This is a genomic window from Streptomyces capitiformicae (assembly GCF_002214185.1).
In the GTDB taxonomy this organism is placed as follows: domain Bacteria; phylum Actinomycetota; class Actinomycetes; order Streptomycetales; family Streptomycetaceae; genus Streptomyces; species Streptomyces capitiformicae.
Window position 1 is genome coordinate 602,731 of sequence record NZ_CP022161.1, and the last position, 17,056, is coordinate 619,786.

Genomic DNA, 17,056 nt, shown 5'->3' on the forward strand with positions numbered 1-17,056 from the left:
CGTCCCCGTTGATCGGTGAGGCTAACCTAACCTTACCCGGCATTCGGGCAGCTCAAAAGTGGAGTGGGGCGCGGATCGTATGTGATCCGCGCCCCACTCCATGTCCTGTTCCATGCCCTGCGACAGGCACGGCACCAGCTGATCCGCTACTGGTCCCGGTACATCTCCGCGACGAGGAACGCCAGGTCAAGCGACTGGCTGCGGTTCAGACGGGGGTCGCAGGCCGTCTCGTAGCGCTGGTGCAGGTCGTCGACGAAGATCTCGTCGCCGCCGCCCACGCACTCGGTGACGTCGTCACCGGTGAGCTCGACGTGGATGCCGCCCGGGTGGGTGCCCAGGCCCTTGTGGACCTCGAAGAAGCCCTTGACCTCGTCGAGCACGTCGTCGAAGCGGCGGGTCTTGTGACCGGAAGCCGCCTCGAAGGTATTGCCGTGCATCGGGTCGGTCACCCAGGCCACGGTCGCACCGGAGGCGGTGACCTTCTCGACCAGCTCGGGCAGCTTGTCGCGGACCTTGTCGGCGCCCATGCGGACGATGAAGGTCAGGCGGCCCGGCTCACGGTCGGGGTCGAGGCGCTCGATGTACTGCAGCGCGTCCTCGGCCGTCGTCGTCGGGCCGAGCTTGATGCCGATCGGGTTGCGGATCTGTGAGGCGAACTCGATGTGCGCGTGGTCCAGCTGGCGGGTGCGCTCACCGATCCACACCATGTGCGCGGAGACGTCGTACAGCTGCCCCGTGCGCGAGTCCACGCGGGTCAGGGCCGACTCGTAGTCGAGCAGCAGCGCCTCGTGCGAGGAGAAGAACTCGACGGTGCGGAACTCCTCCGGGTCCGCGCCGCAGGCGTGCATGAAGTTCAGCGCGTTGTCGATCTCGCGGGCGAGCTGCTCGTAGCGCTGACCGGACGGGGACGACTTCACGAAGTCCTGGTTCCAGGCGTGCACCTGGCGCAGGTCGGCGTAACCGCCGGTGGTGAAGGCGCGGACCAGGTTGAGCGTGGAGGCGGAGGCGTTGTACATCCGCTTCAGACGCTCGGGGTCCGGGATACGGGCCTCTTCGGTGAAGTCGAAGCCGTTGACGGAGTCGCCCCGGTAGGTCGGGAGCGTCACGCCGTCACGGGTCTCGGTCGGCTTGGAGCGGGGCTTGGAGTACTGGCCGGCGATCCGGCCGACTTTCACGACCGGCACGGAGGCCGCGTACGTGAGGACCGCGCCCATCTGGAGCAGCGTCTTCAGCTTGTTGCGGATGTGGTCGGCCGAGACGGCGTCGAAGGCCTCGGCACAGTCGCCGCCCTGGAGGAGGAACGCCTCTCCCTTGGCGACGGCCGCCATCCGGGCGCGCAGCTGGTCGCACTCGCCCGCGAAGACGAGCGGCGGATACGACTCGAGCTCCGCAACGACTGCGCGCAGAGCCTCGACGTCGGGGTACTCGGGCTGCTGCGCCGCGGGCAGGTCTCGCCAGGTGTTGCCAGCGCTCGCGCTGGACTTAGCGTTCACGGTCACGACGTCCACATTACGGGGTTGTGTCGGGGGTCCATCCACCTGCTCATCAAGTGAGACGAACCCCGCTCGATCGGAGCGGGGTTCGTCGGGGTGCGTGGCGTCAGTGGAGGTTCATGACCGCGCTGTCGTCGAAGCCGACGGCGAAGACCGTACGGAGGGACAGATTGGCCGCGCTGTTGTACTCGTCACACGCGTTCTTCCGCTCGGGGTTCACGTTGACGGCCTCGAACTCGTACGGGAAGCTCGACCGCAGCGTGGTACCGGCGCAGAAGTGCTCCGTCAGCCCTCACAGCTCCTCCACCTGCTGCGTGCCGAGCCTCCTCCAGTGGCTCGGGGCCCTGGGGGGTGCCCACCGCCCAGTTGCCCCTGGAGAAGTCGGTTTCGCCGACCCTTTGCGTGCACACCGTCAGGGCCCGGGTGTCACCCACCCAGGTGCGCGAGAACACGGCGGGCTGGAGGGAGCGGCCCTTGTGGAAGGCGAAGTTCAGCAGTCCCGCGTCGTCGGTCCAGGTCATGCCGCCCTGCAGGCCCTGGTAGCGGGAGGCCTCGTACGCGTCCTGGATCACGGTGTTGCCGCCGGACATGTTCAGCAGCCCCGGATATGTCGAGGCGCTGGTCGGATTGAGCTGGTAGCGCACCACCCGGCCGCCCGGGACGTCGCCGAACCACTCGCCGGTGACCAGCTTGTACGGGCTGCCGCCGGACTTGTCGAGGGAGAGCCAGGCGTAGCAGAGGGAGTTGGCGGCGGGCGTACCGCTCGCGGCATCCGCGTCGCACCCGCCCGAGGGCGGCGGGGTGGCCTGCTTGTAGTAGCGGACCTGGGGCAGCACGTACGGGTAGCCGCAGGCGCTGGACTTGCCGGCGCTGTCGAAGCCGTGGGAGTTGAGGCCGGATCCGTACGTGTCGACCTTGCCGAGCTTGTTGATGTCGAAGACCCGGATGCCGTTCGAGGTGTCGGTGACGTAGATGCAGTTCGCGTACCAGACGATGCCGCCGCCGTGGCCGGTGACGAACTTGAAGTCCGCGCCGCTCTCCGTCGGCTCGACGAGCAGGACGTGGCGGTACTTCTTCGTGTCCCGGTCGATGAAGCTGAGCTTGAGCAGGTTGTTCGTCCGGCACTTGTCGTTGGCCTCGACGTCACCGGCCAGGTTGGTCTTGAACGTCTTGGAGTGCCAGGCGACCGCCGTGACCCGCTTGTCCTGGATGGCGCCGTCGCCCCCGTCGGCGGTGCCGGTGCTGCTCAGGCCCTGCGGCACCATCGCGGAGTGGTGTCGTCGGCGTGCGCCGAGGACCAGCACCAGGCGACCTTACGCGTCACCGGCGGCAGGGCCTTCGTCTCGTCGCCGACGCAGTCACGCATGGTGCGCAGGTTCATCCAGGGGTCGGTCGCCCCGGAGGAGTTCGTCGTGTAGTTGGTGGTGACGACGTCGGCGAGGTCGGCGTCCGCCAGCTTGCCGTCGAGGGTGGTCGCCGCCGACACGGTGCTCGTGTCGGTCATCTTGAACCGGTCGCCGCTGAGGGCCAGCTTCGTCATCGTCGGCTCGTCCGCGGCCACCGCGGGCTGTCCGGTGAGCCCGGCGAACAGAGCGGCCGCCGCCGCGACGAAGGCCAGGGGCCTCATTCTCCCTATGAGTGACACACTCACCCTTCCGTGATCCACACATTGGTCCAGACATTGGAAATTGGCCCAGAACATGTCAAAGAAAAAACCAGGGGTGATCATAGGGTGAACACTGAGTACGGATCACGTGAGTTCCCGTGGATGGTCCGGTAAGGTGCGGCGCATGTTCGCGCACTCGATTCAGAACTGGTGGTGGACCGCTCATCCGGCGGCCCACTGACTGCGCGTACGCAACACTTCGCGAAGGCCGCCCGAGGGGCGGCCTTCGGTGTTTCCGGGCCCGGCCGTTCCTCTCCAACCGATCCAGCTGATCCAGCTGATCCAGCTGATCCATCTGATCCATCTGATCCAGCTGAGAAGGAACCCACGCCATGCATGTGCCCGACCTGCCCTTCCTGCTCGACGATCCCCGCCCGTTCGCGCTGCTGCGCCGCCGCACACCCGGACACGACCACGACACCGTGGAGATCCTGATCGGCCCGGTCCGCACCTACGAGCGGCTCGCCGACATCCCCGACGAGGGGCTGGCCCTCGTCCCCTTCCGCCAGATCCGCGAACGCGGGTTCGACGTCCGCGACGACGGGACGCCGTTGTCCGTGCTGACGCCGGAGGAGTCGTACGCCCTCCCACTGGAGCGGGCCCTCGCGCAGCTGCCCATGCACGACGTCCGGGTCGAGGGCGGTGGCTTCGACGTGCCCGACGAGGAGTACGCGGAGATCGTCGGCCGGGTGCTGCGCGAGGAGATCGGGCGGGGTGAGGGCGCGAACTTCGTGATCCGGCGTACGTACGAGGGCGCGATCCCGGGCTTCGGCCGCGCCGACGCGCTCGCGCTGTTCCGGCGGCTGCTGGAGGGCGAACGGGGCGCGTACTGGACGTTCGTGGTCCACACCGGGGAGCGGACTTTGGTGGGGGCCAGCCCCGAGGTGCACGTCCGGATGTCGAGCAGGAGGGGCGAGCGCGAAGCGCTCTCGGTTGAGGGCGGTGGTGGGAGACGGGCGGGCGGGACGGTCGTGATGAACCCGATCAGCGGCACGTACCGCTACCCGGCCGGCGGGCCGACACCGGAGGACCTGCTGGCCTTCCTCGCCGACGGCAAGGAGATCGAGGAGCTCTCGATGGTCGTCGACGAGGAGCTCAAGATGATGTGCACGGTCGGCGACATGGGCGGGGTCGTGGTCGGGCCGCGGCTGAAGGAGATGGCCCATCTCGCACACACGGAGTACGAGTTGCGCGGACGGTCGTCGCTGGATGTGCGGGAGGTCCTGAAGGAGACCATGTTCGCCGCCACGGTCACCGGGTCGCCGGTGCAGAACGCGTGCCGGGTCATCGAGCGGTACGAAGTGGGTGGGCGGGGATACTACGCCGGGGCGTTGGCGCTGGTGGGGCGGGACGCGAGTGGTGGGCAGACCCTGGACTCGCCGATTCTGATCCGTACCGCCGACATCGCCGCGGACGGTCGGCTGAAGGTGCCGGTGGGCGCCACGCTCGTACGGGGGTCCGATCCCGCGAGTGAGGTCGCCGAGACACATGCGAAGGCGGCGGGGGTGCTGGCGGCGCTGGGCGTACGCGCCGGGCGGCCCGCCCGGGAGCGGGTGCGGCCCGGGTTGGCGGAGGATCCGCGGGTGCGGGCGGCCTTGGACGGGCGGCGGGCCTCGCTGGCGCCGTTCTGGCTGCGGATGCAGGAGCGGACGTCCGACCTGACGGGGCATGCGCTCGTCGTGGACGCCGAGGACACGTTCACCGCCATGCTCGCGCATCTGCTGCGGTCGGCCGGCCTGGAGGTGACGGTACGGCGGTACGACTCGCCGGGGCTGCGGGAGGGTGTGCTCGCGCACGAGGGGGTGGTGGTGCTCGGGCCCGGGCCCGGGGATCCTGGGGACGGTGATGATCCCAAGATGCGGTTCCTGCGCGGGCTGACGGCGGAGGTTCTGCGGCGGCACCGGCACGGGGTGCTCGGGGTGTGTCTCGGGCACGAGCTGATCTCTGCGGAGTTGGGGCTGGAGATCGTGCGGAAGGAGGTGCCGTATCAGGGGGCGCAGACGTCGATCGATCTGTTTGGGCGGGCCGAGACGGTTGGCTTCTACAACAGCTTTGTGGCGCGCTGCGACGACGGGGCGGCGGCGGAGCTGGCCGCGCATGGGATCGAGGTCAGTCGGAGTGCGGGTGGGGAGGTGCATGCGTTGCGGGGGGCCGGGTTCGCGGGGGTGCAGTTCCATCCCGAGTCCGTGCTGACGCTTGATGGGATGTCCGTGGTGCGGGAGTTGGTGGCGGGGCTTCAGTCCCTGCGTGCGCTCTAGGGTTCTTCGCCCCCGCCGCCCCTACCCGTCCCATCCCCAGGGGCTGCGCCCCTTCGCCCCCTGGGGGTGGGGTGTTCGGCTGCGGGTGGGTGGGGGCTGGTCGCGCAGTTCCCCGCGCCCCTGAAGGCAGGGGCTGTGCCCCGTGCTTTTGTCTTTTAAGGGGCGCGGGGAACTGCGCGAGCACCCACACACAACGCGCACCCGCCCACGAACCTCCGCACCCGCCCCCCTCCCGCGTCAGCCTCAGCCTCAGCCGAAGAAGACGCCCACCTCCTCGTACAGCTTGGGGTCTACGGTCTTCAGTTTGGCTGTGGCTTCGGCGATGGGGACGCGGATGACGTCGGTGGCGCGGAGGGCGACCATCTTGCCGAAGTCGCGGTCGTGGACGGCGTCGATGGCGTGGAGGCCGAAGCGGGTGGCGAGCCAGCGGTCGAAGGCGCTGGGGGTGCCGCCGCGTTGGACGTGGCCGAGGACCGTCGTACGGGCCTCCTTGCCTGTTCGTTTCTCGATCTGCTTGGCCAGCCATTCGCCCACACCGGAGAGGCGGACATGGCCGAAGGAGTCCAGGGACTCGTCCTTCAGCACCATGTCGCCGTCCTTCGGCATCGCCCCCTCCGCCACGACCACGATCGGCGCGTACGACGCCTTGAAGCGGGACGTCACCCAGGCGCACACCTTGTCGACGTCGAACCGCTGCTCGGGGATGAGGATGACGTTCGCGCCGCCGGCCAGGCCGGAGTGGATGGCGATCCAGCCGGCGTGACGGCCCATCACCTCGACGACCAGGACACGCATGTGGGACTCGGCCGTGGTGTGCAGGCGGTCGATCGCTTCCGTCGCGATGCCCACGGCCGTGTCGAAGCCGAAGGTGTAGTCCGTGGCGGAGAGGTCGTTGTCGATCGTCTTCGGGACGCCCACGCACGGCACGCCGTACTCGTCGAAGAGACGCGCGGCCACCCCCAGCGTGTCCTCGCCGCCGATGGTGATGAGCGCCTCGACCTCCTGCTTGGCAAGGTTGTCCTTGATGCGGCGGATGCCGTTCTCCTGCTTGAGCGGGTTGGTGCGCGAGGAGCCGAGGATGGTGCCGCCGCGCGGCAGGATGCCGCGTACGGCGGGGATGTCGAGGCGGACGGTGTCGTTCTCCAAAGGACCCCGCCAGCCGTCCCGGAAGCCGACGAAGTCGTAGCCGTACTCCTGCACGCCCTTGCGGACGATGCCCCGGATGACGGCGTTGAGCCCGGGGCAGTCGCCGCCTCCGGTCAGTACTCCGACCCGCATGGAAATGTCCCTTCGCCGCGGTTGCCGTAAGCCTTCCGCAGCACGGTAATGGTGATGCAGGTCACTTCGACATGACCGGGTAAGGGCAATTCCGGTGAACTGTCGGGAGTTTGGTTTACTCCTCGGATTGACTTACTACTCGTCCCGGATCGGCTTACTCGTCCCGGATCGGCTTACTCGTCCCGGATCGGCTTACTCGTCGTCCAGGCCGCGCTCTATCGCGTAACGGACCAGTTCCACGCGGTTGTGGAGCTGGAGCTTGCCGAGGGTGTTCTGGACGTGGTTCTGGACGGTGCGGTGGGAGATGACGAGGCGTTCGGCGATCTGCTTGTAGCTCAGCCCCTTGGCGACGAGGCGGAGCACCTCGGTCTCGCGGTCGGTGAGCTGCGGGGCCTTGGGCTCGTCGGCGCCCGGCGCGGGTGCGGGCTCGGAGGCGAGACGGCGGTACTCGCCGAGGACCAGGCCGGCGAGGCCGGGGGTGAAGACGGGGTCGCCGACGGCGGTGCGGCGTACCGCGTCGATGAGTTCCTCGGTCGAGGCGGACTTCAGCAGGTAGCCCGTCGCGCCGGACTTGACCGCCTCCAGGACGTCCGCGTGCTCGCCGCTCGCCGACAGGACGAGGACGCGCAGGGCGGGGTTGGCGCCGACCAGTTCCTTGCAGACCTGGACGCCGGGCTTCGCGGGCAGGTTCAGGTCCAGTACGAGGACGTCGGGCGCGGCGGCCTTGGCACGGCGCACCGCCTGCTCTCCGTCGCCCGCCGTGGCGACCACGTCGAAGCCGGACTCGGTCAGGTCGCGGGCGACCGCGTCGCGCCACATGGGGTGGTCGTCGACCACCATGACCTTGATCGGGCCCCGCGCCGGCTGTCCGTCGAGTCCGTCCACCGGCCCACCGTTCTCCGTCCTACCGCTCTCCGTCACCGCTTCTCCGCCTTCCCCCGTGCGTCCTTCGGCCCCTCGGAGGCCTTCGGTACCTTCAGTTCGACTTCCGTGCCCTGGCCCGGGACCGAGATCAGCTCGGCCGTGCCGCCGATGTCGCGCAGCCGCCCCCTGATGGACAGGGCCACCCCGAGCCGTCCCTCGCCCTCGGCCTGGGCGAGCCGTCCCTCGGGGATGCCGGGGCCGTCGTCCCGTACGGTCACGATGATCTCGTCCGGCCAGTCCTCGACCAGGATCCAGGCCCGGGCCCCGTCTCCGGCGTGCTTGCGCACATTGTCCAGGGCGGCACCGACGGCGGCGGCCAGCTCGCGCGCGGCCGACGGGACGAGCGGGACCGGGTTGCCGGGCTCGGAGAGGGTGACCTTCGCGCCCGCGTACGGGGCGAGGAGGGTGCGCAGGTCCAGCGGGCCCGCCGCGTCGTCCGTGGTGTCCGGGGCGTCCGGTTCCTCCACGGCCCGTACGAGCGCCCCCTCGGCCGCGTCCTCGGAGATCCGCGACACGGGTACGAGGCCGCCGGAGACCAGGGTGCGCAGCGCGACCTCCTGCTCACCGGCCATCCGGCCCAGCTCGGCGGCCTCACCACCGAGGGCGGTGCCGCGTCGCTGGACCATGGCGAGGACCTGGAGCACGCTGTCGTGGATGTCGCGGGCGAGGCGTTCCCGTTCGCGGGTGGCGGCCTCGATCTCCAGGGCGCGGGCGAGGGTGCGCTCGGAGGCGCGGGCGACCTCGACGACGTAGCCGATGGCGATGGACGCGACCCAGACCAGCAGCACGTTGTGGATGGTGTCACGGGTGGGGGCGCCGCGGTGGAGCAGGTTGGCGACGGCGACGAGCGTGGAGGCGAAGGCGGCCCAGCGCCAGCCGCCCTTGATGGCGAAGGCCAGCACCGCGCCGGCGGTCCATATCGACGGCAACGTCGGACCGCCGGCCTCGACCCGGGCGGTCGAGTCGGCGAACCGGGTGAGCAGGATGCCGACGAGCGCGACGGTGAGGTCGGCGGCGAGGAACCGCTTGGTGCAGCTGGCCGCGTTCGCGACCTTGGGCAGGGTCACCAGGGTCCAGCCGGCCAGGAACGCGAAGTAGGCGACGGCCAGCCAGGGGCGCTCGAACTTGTTGCACGCGCTGATGAAGAGGCCCACCGCGTAGACCATCGTCAGGACGCGGTAGCCGGTGAGCGCGCGCCACAGCGGCTGCTCGACCGACATCCTCATGACTCTCTCGCGCCTGGGCACGCCCCCCACCCCACCCCGTCCCGACGGGCCTACGAACCCGACCGTTCCTTGTCCGCCTGCTCCTTCTCGGCCTTGGCGAGCGCCGCCCTGGCGGCCTTGCCGGCTTCCTTCTCGGCCTTGGCCGCGTCCGCGATCTGCCGCTTGGCGGCGGTCGCGTACATGTCGACGTACTCCTGGCCGGAGAGCTTCATGATCTCGTACATGACCTCGTCGGTCAGCGCCCGCAGGACGAAGCGGTCGTGCTCCATGCCCTGGTAGCGGCTGAAGTCGAGGGGCGTGCCGATACGGATGCCGGGGCGCATCACCTTCGGCAGGACCTTGCCCGGCGGCTGGATCTTCTCGGTGTCGATCATGGCGACGGGGATGACGGGCGCGCCGGTGGCGAGGGCCACGCGGGCCAGGCCGCCGGGCTTGCCGCGGTAGAGGCGGCCGTCGGGCGAGCGGGTGCCCTCGGGGTAGATACCAAACAGCTCGCCGCTCTCGATGACCTGTATGCCGCTCTTGATGGCGGCCTCCCCCGCGCCGCGCGCGCCGGAGCGGTCCACCGGGAGCTGGCCCACGCCCTTGAAGAAGGCCGCCGTCAGCTTGCCCTTGACGCCGGGCGTGGTGAAGTACTCGGCCTTCGCGATGAAGGTGACCTTGCGGTCGAGCACCGCGGGCAGGAAGAAGGAGTCCGAGAACGAGAGGTGGTTGCTCGCCAGGATCGCCGCGCCCTCGGCCGGAATGTTCTCCAGGCCTTCCACCCAGGGCCGGAAGGTGACCTTCAACGGTCCCCCGACAGCGACCTTCATCGCGCCATACAACAACCGAGTGCCTCTCTGTGGTCTGTAGATCAGACCTTAACCCGGACGGCTGAGGAAGAAGCCGATGCCCCGGCTGGTGCCGGGCCACCGGCCGACTCCCCCCCACCGGCCCTCCGCCGCCTCCCCGGCGGCCGAAGCCCCTGGTCGGTGTCAGTGCGGTCGCGTACGGTGAAGCACACCCGGACTCGTTTCACACCCTTCTCATGAACAGGAGACCGAACGTGCCGGTCCTTCCTGGAGCCGAGCCCTACCGCCACGAGGGCGGTGAGGTGGGAGTCCTCCTGTGCCACGGCTTCACCGGTTCCCCGCAGGCGCTGCGCCCCTGGGCCGAGTACCTCGCCGGGCGCGGCCTGACCGTCGCGCTGCCGCTGCTGCCGGGGCACGGCACGCGCTGGGAGGAGCTGCGGGTCACCGGTTGGCAGGACTGGTACGCGGAGGTGGACCGCGAGCTGCGCGCCCTGTGCGAGCGCTGTGCGCATGTCTTCGTCGCGGGGCTGTCCATGGGCGGCGCGCTTGCGCTGCGGCTGGCCGCGAAGCACGGAGGCGCGGTCGGCGGCGTCGTGCTCGTCAACCCCTCCAACAAGGTGCACGGCCTGGCCGCGCACGCCCTCCCTCTGCTGCGGCACCTCGTCCCCACGACCAGGGGAATCACGGGCGACATCGCGAAGGAGGGCGTCGAGGAGCTGGGCTACGACAGGGTGCCGCTGCACGCGGCGCACTCGCTGCGGACCTTCCTGCGGCTCGTCGACGGCGAGCTGCCCCAGGTGACACAGCCATTGCTGCTGCTGCGCAGCCCGGGGGACCATGTGGTGCCGCCCGCCGACTCCGAGCGCGTCCTCGGCCGGGTGTCCTCGACGGACGTCACGGAAATCCTGCTGGAACAGAGCCACCATGTCGCGACGTTGGACCATGACGCGGACCGGATCTTCGAGGAAACCCACACGTTCGTCACCCGTCTTGTGAGGGAGTCCGGGGCAGGATCCGTACGTCAGTCCGATAGAGGATCCGAGGAGCGGTCGGGGGCGGGTGCGGGATCCGACGAGAGGTCGGGAGCCGGATCCGACGAGGAGTCCGGTGCGGGATCCGACGAGAGGTCCGGTTCCGTGTCCGGTGAGCAGTCCGGTGCGGGATCCGTGAGGCAGAGGGAAGGGACGGCCACTGGTGGCTGAGCACGACTCCGAGCGTGAGCCGGAGGAGAAGGGCGGGCCGCTCGGCGAGCGCCACGGTGACTCCTCGGGCGGCTCCGCGGGCGCCTCCTCCGGCGCGTCGCCGGGCAAGGAGCAGCACGTGCCGTTCGACGAGGACGCCGCGTGGCGGGCCATCGTCGCCGGGTTCGGCGAGGAGCCGCCGGACCCGCCGGGCGCCAAACCGTTCAAGTCGGTGGAGGACCTGGCGCTGCTCGAGGCCGAGCCGGACGACTCCGCGGACAAGTCCCCCGGCGACTCCTCCGACACCGCTGGGCCCGCGGCCCCGAAGCCGCTGGGCAGCTCGGTCGCGTTCGCGCCGGGCGTGGGCGTCGGTCCGCGCGACTACAGCGTGCCCGACCCCGTCGGCGAGGACACCGCCGAGGGCGACGACGAAGACGGCGACGAGGGCCACTTCGTACCGCCCGAGCCGCCCCCACTGCCCGAGGCCGACACGACCGCCAAGTTCGCCTGGCTGGGGGTGGTCGGCGGGCCGGTCCTGCTGCTGCTCGCCGTCCTGCTCGGCTGGGACATGACCTGGTGGCTCACCACCCTCGGCATCGGCGGCTTCCTCGGCGGCTTCGCCACGCTGGTGATGCGCATGAAGAACGACGACGAGGACGACGACGATCCGGGTCGGGGCGCGGTCGTCTGACTTCTAGGTCCTGTCGTCAAACTCCCGTCGTCGCCCGAAGGGCGGCCGCGCGGCGTCAGGTGCGTGCTCTCGGCGTGCCGGGCGGAAGGCCTCGTACTGGATGTACTTGGGCTTTCGCCCGGTGCGGCGGTGGGGCCCCTCCCGCTCGAGCGAAGCCGAGAGTGGGGGAGCGTGCATGGCGTCGCGCGGCAGACGGGAGTTTGGCGACAGGGCCTAGGACGCGGCGGGCACTCTGAGGGCGGCCAGGACCGGGAGGTGGTCCGTGGCCGCCCTCAGGTCGTGCTCGGTGATTCCGGGGTGGTCGAGGGGGACCCCGCAGCCGAGGACCTCGATGCCGGGCGTGGCCAGGATCGCGTCGATGCGCTGATGGGGGTCGGCGGGGGTGGAGGTGTACTCGCTGCCCCAGGGGGACGTGGTCCAGCAGTCCTGGAGTTCGGTGGCGAGGCGTTGGAACGTGCGGCCGTTCGGGCGTTCGTTGAGGTCGCCGCCCGCGACGGCGTGCTCCACGCCCAGCCCGGCGAGGCGGTCGAGGAGCATGCCGCCCTGCTCGTACCGCTCGTCCTGCTGGAGGGAGAGGTGGCAGGACAGGACGCCCAGGCGGGCCCGGCCGAAGCGGACCACTGCCGTGGCGAAGCCGCGTCGGTGCAGGCCGGGGGTGAGCGGCAGGAGGATGTCCTCAGCGCGTTCGACGGTGGCTCGGAGGCTGCACAGCAGGGCCGGGCCGGAGGCGGTGGCGCCGCCGGAGAGGGTGACCAGGCCGGAGGTCGCGGCCAGCCGCGCGAGCTTTTTGCGCCAGCGGAAGAAGCGGGGTGCCTCTTGGATGAGGACCAGGTCGGGAGTGCAGGCCGCGATGACACGGGCCAGGGCTGCCGTGTCGTCCCTCATGGAGCGGATGTTGTAGCTGAGGACGCGGATGGTTGCCGAACCGTCGGGTTCGGTACCGGAGTTGGGGAGCGGCGGCGTCGGCATGTGGATCAATGTACGTCGGGCTCGGGGCCTGAGCGCCTATCAGCTCGGGGGCTTCATCCATTGGCGTCTGCGGGTGCGCGGTGGCTTGTCGCGCAGTTCCCCGCGCCCCTGAAGGGGCGCGGGTGGCATCCTGCGGTGAAAAGTCGCCCTTACATGATCGGGTCCGGCTCTCTCGCCAGGTCGGCCGCGCCCACCAGGCCCGCCTCGTTGCCCAGTTGGGCGGCGATGACCTCGGCGACCGGACGCCAGTTGCCGCCTACGAGCCAGCGCTTGTAGGACTTGCGGATGGGGTCGAGGACCAGTTCGCCCTCGTCCGAGAGGCCGCCGCCGACAATGAACGCCGACGGGTCGAAGAGGGAGGCGAGGTCGGCGAGGCCGGCGCCGGCCCAGCGGGCGAGTTCGCGGTAGGAGTCGACGGCGACGGGGTCGCCCTGGCGGGCGGCCATGGAGATGTGCTTGCCCTCGATGCCGTCGGGGGTGCCGTCGCCCATGCCGAGGAGTATCTCGGCGTTCTCCGGGGTCGCGTTGGCGCGCTGCTTGGCGTAGCGCACGAGCGCACGGCCCGACGCGTACTGCTCCCAGCAGCCCTGGGAGCCGCAGCCGCACAGCAACCCGTCCGGAACCATCCGGATGTGTCCGAACTCGGCGGCCACGCCGTAGTGCCCGCGGCGCAGCTTGTTGCCGATGATGATGCCGCCGCCCAGGCCGGTGCCGAGGGTGATGCAGATGACGTTGCGGTGGCCCTTGCCGGCGCCGAACTTGTACTCGCCCCACGCGGCCGCGTTGGCGTCGTTCTCCACGACGACGGGGAGCTTGACGCGTGCTTCGACCTTTTCCTTCAGCGGCTCGTTGCGCCAGTCGATGTTGGGGGCGAAGTACACGGTCGACCGCTGCCGGTTGACATAGCCGGCGGCGCCGATGCCCACGCCGACGATGTCGTGCCCGGCTCGCGCGCCCTCGACGGCGGCGGCAATGGCGTCCACGATCCCCTCGGGCGTACCCGGGGTCGGCACCTTGTGGGTCGAGAGGATGTTGCCCTCCTCGTCGACCACGCCCGCCGCGATCTTGGTACCGCCGATGTCGACGCCGATGGTGAGTCCCATGAATCCCTCAGTTTCGGTCGAGCCCCGCTACGGCCAACCGTACCCGAGGGCCTGTCCCCGGACGCCCGTCGTCCGCCCGGCGGACAGCCCGGCGTCAGTCCAGGTCGATACGCTCGCCGGGGCCCGGATCGTCGCCCTCGTCCCGGCGTTCCCGGTGGGCGGTGTCACGGGTCGTCCAGCGTCGTTCCTGGGCCTCGACGGCCGAGCGGTACGCGGCGAGGAGTTCGCCTCCGGCGGCGGCGAGGTGGTCGAAGACGTCGGGGTTGCGTTCGATGACGGGTTCGACGGCGGCCTTGGCCTGGCGGACGACCTGGTTGACCATCTGCTGGGCCGCGCCGCCGGCCACCGCGCCGAACAGCGGCGACTGCAGACCGGAGAGCTTGCCGGCGACGGTGTCGACCAGCTTGCGCAGCTCCTCGGCGGCCGAGCCCGGCGGGGGCCCGTACTTCGCGCGGCGGCGGGCCTTCTCCGCGGCGAGGTCCTCCTCGCACGCCGTGGCCCAGGCGTCGGCGTCGGTCGCACGCACCCTGTCGTCAGCCGTGCGCTCGTCAGCCGAGCGCGCGTCCTCCCCGGCGGCATCGGACGTGGGGCGCTCTTCGCTCATGGCGGACTCCTGCCTACGGTTCGTACCTTCGACGTTACCCGAACGGGGGTATCCGGTTCACCGACCCTGCGGCCACAACCGCGGGTCCGGCGCGAAGCGGATCCTCAGCTCGCCGTCCCTGAGGGCTGCGCCGTCGACCGTGCAGCGGCGCAGCGCGGACGGCAGCGGAACAATACGGCGGAACTGGCCCGCGGTGACGACCAACTCGTCACCGCGCCGGATGAGGTCCAGCTCGTCGCGTATGGCGCCGGGCAGCGGGACGTGCCAGACAAGCACCCCGTCGGGTGACCCGTCGCCGAGCCGGTCGACGACGGGCCACTCGACGCGGGCGGCAGCGCCGTGGATGTCGTCGACACCGGGTACGTCGAGGGCGGTGAGGTCGTCGGCGCCGCGCGGGTCACGGCCGAGGTGGGCGACCTCCCGTAGGGGACGGTCCTCCCGCCACTCCGCGAGGACCTTTCGCTGCTGGGCGACCAGGCCGCCGAGCCAGGTGTCGTGCGTGTTCTCCGGGAGGATCCGGTTGGCGATCAGCGCCTCCACGGGCAGGGCGCGCAGGGCGAGGCCGACGCTCGCGACGCGCACGTGGTCGGCGCCGGCCGGGCCGGGCTCGGCGACCAGCCGTACGGTCGTGCCGGGGTCCTCGACGATCGCGGCGACGGCGGCCAGCTCGACGTCCCAGCGGGCCGCCGTCTCGTACAGCCACTCCGCGGGCATCGGCACCCCGGCCAGCCGGCCGAGGACCGGCCGCAGCGCCCGGGCCGCCTGCCGCTCCGCCGGCAGCAGCCGCCGCAGATAACGCCGCAGCTCCTCCGGCAGCCCGAGCAACGCGAGTGCCTGCGGCGCGGGCGGCAGGTCGACGACGACCAGGTCGTACGCCTCGGACAGCGCGGCATCACGCAGCGCCCGCAGCAACGCCAGCTCCTCGGCACCGGGGAGGGGCGTGAGCTCCTCGGCGTCCAGCCGACCGGCCCCCAGCAGATCGAGCACCGACGCCGCCCGCGCCTGAAACGCGACGAGGTCCTCCCGGAAGTCCGCCGCGGCGTCGGGCCGCCAAGCGGTGAGCTCCGGTGCGACCCGTACGGGCTCGGCGCCCGTGCCCACCCCCAGCACGGCCCCCAGACTGTCCGTCCGGTCCGCGCTCAGCACAAGCGTGCGGGCTCCCTCTCGGGCCGCCTTGAGCGCGGTGGCCGCAGCAACCGTCGTACGGCCGCTGCCGCCTTGCCCGGTGATCAGGATGGTGCGCATGAACGTGAACGGTATCCGAGCGGGCGCCCGGCGCGGGCGCGGACCGGGGCGGGGTCACGCATCCCGGCGCGGACAGGGCGCCGCCGCGCCACCCGTACCGCGCGAGAGCAACCACATCCCACCCGCAGTCGCGCCCCACCACATCGCAGCGAGCCAGTGGACGATGGGGCGCCCCTCACCAACATGGCGAGACGGGCGGGCGGGCGGGTGGGTGGGTGAGTGGGTGAGTGGGCGATCACGCGCCCGACTCGACCCGCTTCTTCAGACCCGCCAGCGCCCGGTCGATAATGACCTTCTCCGCCTTGCGCTTGATCATCCCGAGCATCGGGATCTTCACGTCGACGGTCAGCTGGTAGGTCACCTCGGTCACCCCGTCCCCCACCGGCTTGAGGATGTACGACCCGTCCAACGACCGCAGCATCTGCGACTTCACCAGCGTCCAGGACACTTCGTTCGCCCCGGTCCATGTGTACGCCAGCGTCTGGTCGTCCTTGATCGCCCCCGCGTCCATGACCAGTCGGACCTGCTCGGCCCGCCCCTGCTCATCCGTCCGGAGGACCTCCGCCTCCTTCACCTCACCCGTCCAGTCCGGGTAGCGGGCGAAGTCGGCGATCACTCCCATGACATCGGCCGCCGCAGCCTCGATCGTGATGCTCGAACTGGTGAATTCCGCCATCGCCGTGGCTCCTCCAGAGACGGTCCGGTGAGGGAGGGTGGTGCGCACGTATGTGCAGCGTGAAGGCTACCGCGCGCGCTCACCACTCCAGCACCCACGGCTTCCCGCTCCCCGCGAAGTGCCCCACGTTCACGCACTCCGTCGCTCCGATCCGCATCCGCCGGGCCAGCGGCTGGTGGACATGTCCGAAGAGTGAATACCGGGGCCGTGTACGACGGATCGCCTCCAGCAGCGCCCGGCTCCCCCGCTCGAAACGCCGCGCCACCGTGTCGTAGACGAGTTCCGGCACCTCCGGCGGGATGTGCGTGCACAGCACGTCCACCTCCCCCACCGCCTCGATCTTCGCCGCGTACTCCTCGTCGCTGATCTCGTACGGCGTCCGCATGGGAGTCCTGAGCCCGCCGCCCACGAACCCGAAGACCCACCCCCCGATCTCCACCCGTTCGCCGTCCAGCACGGTGGTCCCCTCACCGGCGTACTCCGGCCACAGCATCGGCATATCGACATTGCCGTACGTGGCGTACGTCGGCGTGGGAAACGCAGCGAACAGCTCGGCGTACTGCTTGCGCACCGCCTTCTCGATGACGGCGGCCCGGTCGCCGCCGACGCCCGCCCACAACCGGGTCCCCAGCTCACGCGCCTCCTCGAAGCGCCGGGCGGTGCGCAGCGCGACGAGCCGGCTCGCGTTCTCGGCGCCGAACAGGTCGGGGAAGATGCCGCGCGAGTGGTCGGCGTAGTCGAGAAAAAGGACCAGGTCACCGAGGCACACCAGGGCGTCCGCGCCCTCGCCCGCCCGGGCCAGGTCGCGTGCGTTGCCGTGCACGTCGCTGACCACATGAATCCGTGTTGTGCGGGTGTCGCCCGGTGTGCCTGCCATGACGATCAAGCCTAGGCGTGTGCGGCATACGTGAACAGAGTCGATGGGTCCTGCGGTTACTGGCCAGTCAGTAA

Annotated in this window: 17 protein-coding genes; 4 read left to right on the forward strand and 13 right to left on the reverse strand. The window is 70.5% G+C overall.

The annotated features are described in order from the left end of the window. Positions 1-146 precede the first annotated feature (146 nt). From CES90_RS02605 to CES90_RS02615, 3 genes are all read right to left on the reverse strand, one after another. Complete coding sequence (locus tag CES90_RS02605; RefSeq protein WP_189781675.1) at positions 147-1,499, reverse strand: class II 3-deoxy-7-phosphoheptulonate synthase; 1,353 nt, start codon at positions 1,497-1,499, stop codon at positions 147-149. A gap of 185 nt (positions 1,500-1,684) precedes the next feature. Further along, positions 1,685-2,797 carry a hypothetical protein gene (locus CES90_RS49215; RefSeq protein ID WP_229913678.1) on the reverse strand — a complete coding sequence of 371 codons (1,113 nt, stop codon included), beginning with the start codon at positions 2,795-2,797 and terminating at the stop codon, positions 1,685-1,687. Beyond that, positions 2,740-3,120, reverse strand: a complete 381-nt coding sequence (locus tag CES90_RS02615) for a hypothetical protein (protein WP_189781674.1) — start codon at positions 3,118-3,120, stop codon at positions 2,740-2,742. The genes CES90_RS49215 and CES90_RS02615 overlap by 58 nt, the downstream gene beginning before the upstream one ends. Positions 3,121-3,283: 163 nt before the next feature. Between CES90_RS02615 and CES90_RS51875 the strand changes: the two genes are divergently transcribed. Both CES90_RS51875 and CES90_RS02625 read left to right on the forward strand, forming a co-directional pair. Next, a complete protein-coding gene (locus tag CES90_RS51875; protein WP_076973970.1) occupies positions 3,284-3,340 on the forward strand; it encodes a trp operon leader peptide in 57 nt (18 codons plus the stop codon). Between the two features lie 151 nt (positions 3,341-3,491). After that, positions 3,492-5,417, forward strand: a complete 1,926-nt coding sequence (locus CES90_RS02625) for an anthranilate synthase family protein (protein ID WP_189781672.1) — start codon at positions 3,492-3,494, stop codon at positions 5,415-5,417. A 249-nt stretch (positions 5,418-5,666) separates the two neighbouring features. Here CES90_RS02625 and CES90_RS02630 read toward each other — a convergent pair whose 3' ends face one another. From CES90_RS02630 to CES90_RS02645, 4 genes are all read right to left on the reverse strand, one after another. Further along, complete coding sequence (locus CES90_RS02630) at positions 5,667-6,695, reverse strand: 6-phosphofructokinase (RefSeq protein ID WP_189781671.1); 1,029 nt, start codon at positions 6,693-6,695, stop codon at positions 5,667-5,669. Between the two features lie 192 nt (positions 6,696-6,887). Then, a complete protein-coding gene (locus CES90_RS02635; protein WP_189781886.1) occupies positions 6,888-7,535 on the reverse strand; it encodes a response regulator in 648 nt (215 codons plus the stop codon). 77 nt (positions 7,536-7,612) lie between these two features. After that, positions 7,613-8,866: a MacS family sensor histidine kinase gene (macS, locus tag CES90_RS02640; RefSeq protein ID WP_189781670.1), complete on the reverse strand. Its 1,254-nt coding sequence runs from the start codon at positions 8,864-8,866 to the stop codon at positions 7,613-7,615. Between the two features lie 29 nt (positions 8,867-8,895). Continuing rightward, positions 8,896-9,657 (reverse strand): lysophospholipid acyltransferase family protein, encoded by a 762-nt coding sequence (locus tag CES90_RS02645; RefSeq protein ID WP_189781669.1) that lies wholly within the window; start codon positions 9,655-9,657, stop codon positions 8,896-8,898. Between the two features lie 233 nt (positions 9,658-9,890). Here CES90_RS02645 and CES90_RS02650 point away from each other — a divergent pair, with 233 nt between their 5' ends. Further along, positions 9,891-10,838, forward strand: a complete 948-nt coding sequence (locus CES90_RS02650; RefSeq protein WP_189781668.1) for an alpha/beta fold hydrolase — start codon at positions 9,891-9,893, stop codon at positions 10,836-10,838. After that, positions 10,831-11,508, forward strand: a complete 678-nt coding sequence (locus CES90_RS02655; protein WP_189781667.1) for a hypothetical protein — start codon at positions 10,831-10,833, stop codon at positions 11,506-11,508. The genes CES90_RS02650 and CES90_RS02655 overlap by 8 nt, the downstream gene beginning before the upstream one ends. 213 nt (positions 11,509-11,721) lie before the next feature. Here the strand turns inward: CES90_RS02655 and CES90_RS02660 are convergent, their stop codons facing one another. From CES90_RS02660 to CES90_RS02685, 6 genes are all read right to left on the reverse strand, one after another. Next, entirely contained in the window at positions 11,722-12,477 is a 756-nt protein-coding gene (locus tag CES90_RS02660; protein ID WP_189781666.1) for an endonuclease/exonuclease/phosphatase family protein, read from the reverse strand. 149 nt (positions 12,478-12,626) lie between these two features. Further along, on the reverse strand, positions 12,627-13,580 hold the full coding sequence (locus CES90_RS02665; protein ID WP_189781665.1) for an ROK family glucokinase: 954 nt from the start codon (positions 13,578-13,580) through the stop codon (positions 12,627-12,629). Positions 13,581-13,674: 94 nt separating this feature from the next. Continuing rightward, complete coding sequence (locus CES90_RS02670; protein WP_189781664.1) at positions 13,675-14,184, reverse strand: DUF5304 domain-containing protein; 510 nt, start codon at positions 14,182-14,184, stop codon at positions 13,675-13,677. 57 nt (positions 14,185-14,241) lie between these two features. Further along, on the reverse strand, positions 14,242-15,429 hold the full coding sequence (locus tag CES90_RS02675) for an ArsA family ATPase (protein WP_189781663.1): 1,188 nt from the start codon (positions 15,427-15,429) through the stop codon (positions 14,242-14,244). 235 nt (positions 15,430-15,664) lie between these two features. Then, a complete protein-coding gene (locus CES90_RS02680) occupies positions 15,665-16,105 on the reverse strand; it encodes an SRPBCC family protein (RefSeq protein ID WP_149822606.1) in 441 nt (146 codons plus the stop codon). A 79-nt stretch (positions 16,106-16,184) separates the two neighbouring features. Continuing rightward, positions 16,185-16,940, reverse strand: coding sequence for a metallophosphoesterase family protein (locus CES90_RS02685; protein WP_189781885.1), 756 nt, complete (start codon positions 16,938-16,940; stop codon positions 16,185-16,187). Positions 16,941-17,056 lie beyond the last annotated feature (116 nt).